At 39.9% G+C, this 5,540-nt stretch carries 5 protein-coding genes; 3 read left to right on the top strand and 2 right to left on the bottom strand.

What is annotated here, in order from left to right:
* Nucleotides 1-457: 457 nt before the first annotated feature.
* The gene (locus tag GQR56_RS20900; protein WP_166115263.1) at nt 458-1,339 is read right to left on the bottom strand and encodes an NAD(P)-dependent oxidoreductase; all 882 of its coding nucleotides are present in this window, start codon (nt 1,337-1,339) and stop codon (nt 458-460) included.
* A gap of 121 nt (nt 1,340-1,460) precedes the next feature.
* Between GQR56_RS20900 and GQR56_RS20895 the strand changes: the two genes are divergently transcribed.
* Both GQR56_RS20895 and GQR56_RS20890 read left to right on the top strand, forming a co-directional pair.
* Nucleotides 1,461-2,021: a glutathione peroxidase gene (locus GQR56_RS20895; protein WP_166115260.1), complete on the top strand. Its 561-nt coding sequence runs from the start codon at nt 1,461-1,463 to the stop codon at nt 2,019-2,021.
* Between the two features lie 100 nt (nt 2,022-2,121).
* Complete coding sequence (locus tag GQR56_RS20890) at nt 2,122-3,102, top strand: 2-hydroxyacid dehydrogenase (protein WP_166115257.1); 981 nt, start codon at nt 2,122-2,124, stop codon at nt 3,100-3,102.
* Between the two features lie 91 nt (nt 3,103-3,193).
* On the opposite strand, the gene GQR56_RS20885 is transcribed toward GQR56_RS20890, so the two are convergent.
* Entirely contained in the window at nt 3,194-4,516 is a 1,323-nt protein-coding gene (locus tag GQR56_RS20885) for a sodium-dependent transporter (protein ID WP_166115254.1), read from the bottom strand.
* Nucleotides 4,517-4,657: 141 nt separating this feature from the next.
* On the opposite strand from GQR56_RS20885, the gene GQR56_RS20880 reads away from it, so the two are divergent.
* The gene (locus tag GQR56_RS20880) at nt 4,658-5,416 is read left to right on the top strand and encodes a 4'-phosphopantetheinyl transferase superfamily protein (RefSeq protein WP_166115251.1); all 759 of its coding nucleotides are present in this window, start codon (nt 4,658-4,660) and stop codon (nt 5,414-5,416) included.
* The last annotated feature ends 124 nt before the right edge of the window (nt 5,417-5,540 follow it).

Raw genomic sequence — 5,540 nt, 5'->3', positions numbered from 1 at the left:
TACTAGACGTCGAGGCAAGCTCACTGACTTCGATGTGATAAATGATAGCTAATCATTTATCAATGAGAGATACAAGACGTCGAGCTTGCTCACGTGAAAAGTGCAGTTTTTAATATCTGCGTCATTTTAAAAACTCCGTTTTTATCCGCAAGCAAGCTTGGCGTCTACAAGTTAAGCACACCGCTATACTTTGGCGGTAAGAGTCGAGCTTGTTCACGTGAAAAGCGCAGTTTTTAATATCTTTATTATTTTAAAAACTGCGTTTTTATACGCAAGCAAGCTTGGCGTCTACAAGTTAAACGCGCATCTACACTTTGGGTGTAGACGTAGAGCTTGCTCACGTGAAAAGCGCCGCTTTTAATCTCTTTATCATTTTAAAAACTGCGTTTTTATACGCAAGCAAGCTTGGCGTCTACAAGTTAAACGCGCAGCTTTTAATTTTTTAAAACTTACAACGTTATTTTTTATGCAGTGCTTCAATACGTGCTAGTAAGCTTGAGGTGTCGTATCTGCCGCCGCCGAGTGCTTGTACGTCGGCGTAGTATTGATCGACCGTTGCGGTCATTGGCAATGTTGCGCCGTTATTTTTAGCTTCATCGAGCGCAATGCCTAAATCTTTACGCATCCAATCTACGGCAAAACCAAACTCGTATTCCCCTGCCCACATTGTTTTGTAGCGGTTTTCCATTTGCCACGAACCGGCTGCGCCTTTAGATATTGTTTCTATTACTTTTTCACCGTCAAGCCCAGCTTGCTTGGCAAAATGTAAGCCTTCGGCTAAACCTTGCACTGCGCCAGCAATACAAATTTGATTAACCATTTTACATAATTGACCCGAACCAACGCCGCCTAACAATTGGCTAAAACGACTAAACGCTGCCATAACTGGCTGCACTTTAGCAAATACGGCTTCACTGCCACCCGCCATTACTGTTAATACACCATTTTCGGCGCCTGCTTGTCCGCCCGATACGGGAGCATCTATAAAGTCGATATTTTGTAATGCCGCTTTTGCTGCAACTTCGCGGGCTACTTCGGCAGAGGTTGTGGTGTGATCAACCAAAATAGTGTGCGGTAACATGCCAGCTAATACGCCGTCGTCGCCATACACCACAGAGCGTAAATCGTCATCGTTACCAACACACATAAATACGATGTCGGCATTGCTCGCAGCTTCGCGTGGGGTGGGTGCAAAGCTCCCTGAATGTTCTGTAGTCCACGCTTGTGCTTTAGCTTGAGTGCGGTTATAAACGCATACGCTGTGACCAGCTTTAGCTAAATGCCCCGCCATTGGGTAACCCATTACGCCTAAACCTATAAATGCGACTTTCATTGACATAAAACTGACCTATTAAACTGATAACTTAGAAACTAGACCTCGATTATGTCAACCGGTCGTTCAAAAAGCGAATGAAAATCTTTATAAAATTTCCTTACCAGGAAAGGTGAATAGGTAACCTATGGATAGTATTTATCAATTTAACGCTCCACTTTATAACAGCGAAAACTTTGCGCTGAGTCAGTTAAAAGGCAAAACAGTCCTCATTGTAAATACAGCGAGTAAGTGTAATTTTTCGGTGCAATTAAACGCGCTCGAAAAGCTTTATCAACAATATAAAAACCACGGTTTTACGGTGCTCGCGTTTCCGTGTAATCAATTTGGTCAGAATGAACCCCTTGATAACTTAGCAGTTAAAAACTTTTACAAAGAGCAATTTAATGTGTCGTTTGAGGTATTTAGCAAGGTAATGGTAAATGGACCAGAAACCCACCCGTTGTTTAATTATTTAAAATCGCATACTCGTGGTATTTCGCAAAACCGCGCTATTAAATGGAATTTCACTAAGTTTTTAATTAATTCACAAGGGCAACTTGTTGCTCGCTATGCACCGCGTACTAAGCCCGAAACACTTATACAAGTAATAGAAAATAACTTACTGCAAGCTGCTAAGTTAAGCGCTGCCAAAGGGGGTAAAAAGGTTTCGTCAAAAATACCTATGTTTACGTCGGTTAAGGCATAAATTAAAGCTTAATTTAAATCAATAAAATGTGTGTTACTAAAGCACAGTTTTATAAAGTGGTTTATTGTATTAATACTTCTTAAGCGTCGAGGCTATTACCATGAACATTGCATTTTTTAGTGCACAAAAATACGAATTGTCTTTTTTTGAACAAAGTACACGTGATTATAGTGATATAAATATTACCTATTTTGAGCAAGGGCTAAGCGATCAATCGGCTATCTTAGCAAACGGATTTGATGCCATATGCGTATTTGTTAACGACACCGTAAATGCTGCTGTTATTGAACAATTGGCAAGCCAAGGTATAAAAACTATTTTGCTGCGCTGCGCGGGCTTTAATAATGTTGATTTACCTGCAGCAAAAGCACACAAAATTAAAGTATTACGCGTCCCTGCTTACAGCCCAGAAGCCGTAGCCGAGCATTGTATTGCACTTATGCTAACGCTTAGCCGTAAAACTCATAAAGCGTACAACCGCGTACGCGAAGATAACTTTGATTTAAACGGACTACTTGGTTTTAATCTTCATAATAAAACAGTGGGCATAATTGGGTGCGGTAAAATAGGCATTGCTTTGTGCAATATATTAAATGGCTTTGGTGCAAAAGTATTAGTGTGCGACCCATACGCACAACCAGGCAATTATACAATTACCGATATAGACACATTACTGAGTCAAAGTGATGTGATTTCTTTGCATTGCCCTCTAACGGAACAAACTCATCATATAATTAACGACGAAACGTTTAGTAAAATGAAAACCGGCGTTATGTTAATTAATACGTCTCGCGGTGCATTGCTTGATAGTAACGCGTGTATAAATGCACTCAAAACTAAAAAACTAGGCTACTTAGGACTCGACGTATACGAGCAAGAGTCTGAGTTGTTTTTTAAAAATCACAGTGACGAAATAAACCAAGACGATATATTCTCGCGCTTAGTGAGCTTTAAAAATGTATTAGTGACAGGGCATCAGGGCTTTTTTACACAAGAAGCACTTACCGAAATAGCAAATACAACCGTACTTAATGCCCTTGAAGTAAGTGAAGGTAAACCTTTAACTAATGAGGTTTTATAAAGAGCTTAGCAATATCTAAATAACAGGCACAAAAAAGCGAAGTGCGTTTTAAACTCACTTCGCTTTTTTTAATCTATTTTTTAAGCTGTTTTTAGCCAAAGGCTACATTGGCAAATACCAAGGTCATTAATATTGGGCAAACAAAGCGAATGTACTGAGCAAACCAGTAATGCAAACCTGTAGTTGCTTGGTGTAGTTTATTACCACGCTGCCACATCCAACCTACCGTAATAAAGTAAAACAAGCCCATAAGCGGCAATTGGTATTGAGTAAATAACATAATGACTAAGCCAAATAACCAATCAAAATTTAATATAATCGCGCTTGCACACACAAGAACAACGGCGCTTACTGCCCATGTTGCTTTGGTGCGGCTAACGTTGTGATTTTCGACTAAAAACGCTACCGGAATTTCGGTGGTCGATATAGTTGACGTAACCGATGCGATAGACATTAATACAAAAAACAATAAACCAACTAATAAACCAATTTCGCCCATGGTGCTAAATAGCTCTGGTAAAATAGCAAAAATAAGTTGCCCTTCGCCAATCAGTTTACCGCCACTAAATACCTCTACACCGTTGTGCTGCGCCACATAAATAGCAGGAATAATAAGTAAGCCCGCTAAAAACGCGACACTGGTATCGAGTAAGGCAACACCTACTGTAAGCTTTGGTAAATTAGCATCTGGCTGTAAATACGAGCCGTAAATCATCATACAGCCTACACCTAGTGAGAGCGAAAAGAACGCTTGCCCCATTGCGGCAATAATTAAATTAGGGTCGAGTATTTGGCTAAAATCAGGAATTAAATACGCAGCAAAGCCTTCGCTTGCGCCATCTAGTGTTGCAATGTAAGCAATTAAACCAACAAGCAGCACAAGTAACAGTGGCATTAAACGGCGCGACCAGGTTTCGATTCCCGATTTAACACCTTTTAAAATAATACTAGCGGTTAAAATAAGCATAAGCGGCGTAAATACAAAATTACGCAACACTGAGTCGCTATGTAAAAACTCGCTTGCGCCTGTAAACCCAAAAAAGGTGGTTATAGGTTCAATAGCGTACGAGAGCATCCACCCAGCTACTATTGAATAAAAACTTAGCATAACAACTGCGCCCGCAAGACCTATGTAACCGGCTGCTGCGCCTACTTTACGGCTAGTGTTTTGCCATGCATCGCCCAATGCTTTTACCGGATTAGCTTGTGCTTTGTGACCTAAATAAAGTTCGGTATACAGCGCAGGAAGCGCAAGTAAAAATATAACAATAAAGTAAACCAGTAAAAATGCACCGCCACCATGGTTGGCCGCTTGCGTAGGAAAACCCCAAATATTACCTAAACCCACTGCTGCGCCAGCAGCGGCTAAAACAAAACCAAGTCGGCTTTGAAACCCATCACGCACTTGTGCCATACATCTACAAATCTGTTATTATTTTGATTATTGTGAATTAAACCATATTTCATGCCAGCTGAGTAATAAAATTGTACCCAGCCTTTATTAGTGGCGTTAACCGCTCACAATATCAGCGACTTCTTTTGCTTTAGGGCTTTTATGACTGAACACTATTTTAAAAATGCCTTGAGTATTACTTCAACTCAATTGGCAAATTTGTCTTTAGCGAGTAACAGTATTTTATTATTTAATGCTAAAACACTTGAGCTTAGTGACTTTAATTTGCCCGACTGCTTAAGCCCATTTGAGTTAACCATTATAAACCGCCGCAAAAGCCCACAAGCTAAGCAAGAGTATTTAGCGACGCGGTTATTGTTAAAACACCTTATTAAAGTAGCGCAGCCGCAACATGCGCACGTAGCCCTTAATAAAATGAGTACCGAATTTGACGAGGCAAGCTCAAAGCTGCAAATACATGTAAGTGGTGATGTTATTAATACCTGTATTTCGCACTCGCATGGTTTGGTTGGGGTCGCACTTAATTTTGATAAAAGTGAATTTGGTTTTGATATTGAAAATGTAAGCCTAAAGCGCCCGTTTGAAAAGCTCGCTAAGCATTTTTATCATCAAGATGAAATTACACTTATTACCGAGCCCACTAATACCCAAGCTCAAGCAGATACGTTTTTTAGAATTTGGACATTAAAAGAGTCACTTGCTAAAGCCACCAGCCGCCCTATTGCAAAATTACTTAGCCCCAATGTGTTTGACGAATTAAATAGTGCAAAGCTGAGTGCTAGCAGTAATAACGTTACTGTAGTTGATAGTAATAACAGCAATGTTTGTTTTGATGTAAGTGTGGTGCATAAAAAAAGCACCGACTGGCGATGCTTTTTATTAACCGACTTTGTTAAGTGATTTTGTTAAGTAACTTTATTAAGTAACTTTACTAGGGCGTGTTGATCTTTGCGGTATAAAAAACAAACAGCATGAGGATAAGGTATAATTGAATTCGCTAAAAAACGTTACACCGAACCCTCAT

The organism is Pseudoalteromonas sp. Z9A5, assembly GCF_011378875.1.
In the GTDB taxonomy this organism is placed as follows: domain Bacteria; phylum Pseudomonadota; class Gammaproteobacteria; order Enterobacterales; family Alteromonadaceae; genus Pseudoalteromonas.
The sequence above is the reverse complement of the archived record's forward strand: the minus strand, read 5'-3'. Positions and strand labels throughout refer to the sequence as shown.

What these genes read in the sequence shown, in the direction of transcription:
- GQR56_RS20900 (WP_166115263.1), bottom strand. Translation starts at nt 1,339, where the DNA reads ATGTCAATGAAAGTCGCATTTATAGGTTTAGGCGTAATGGGTTACCCA.
- GQR56_RS20895 (WP_166115260.1), top strand. Translation starts at nt 1,461, where the DNA reads ATGGATAGTATTTATCAATTTAACGCTCCACTTTATAACAGCGAAAAC.
- GQR56_RS20890 (WP_166115257.1), top strand. Translation starts at nt 2,122, where the DNA reads ATGAACATTGCATTTTTTAGTGCACAAAAATACGAATTGTCTTTTTTT.
- GQR56_RS20885 (WP_166115254.1), bottom strand. Translation starts at nt 4,516, where the DNA reads ATGGCACAAGTGCGTGATGGGTTTCAAAGCCGACTTGGTTTTGTTTTA.
- GQR56_RS20880 (WP_166115251.1), top strand. Translation starts at nt 4,658, where the DNA reads ATGACTGAACACTATTTTAAAAATGCCTTGAGTATTACTTCAACTCAA.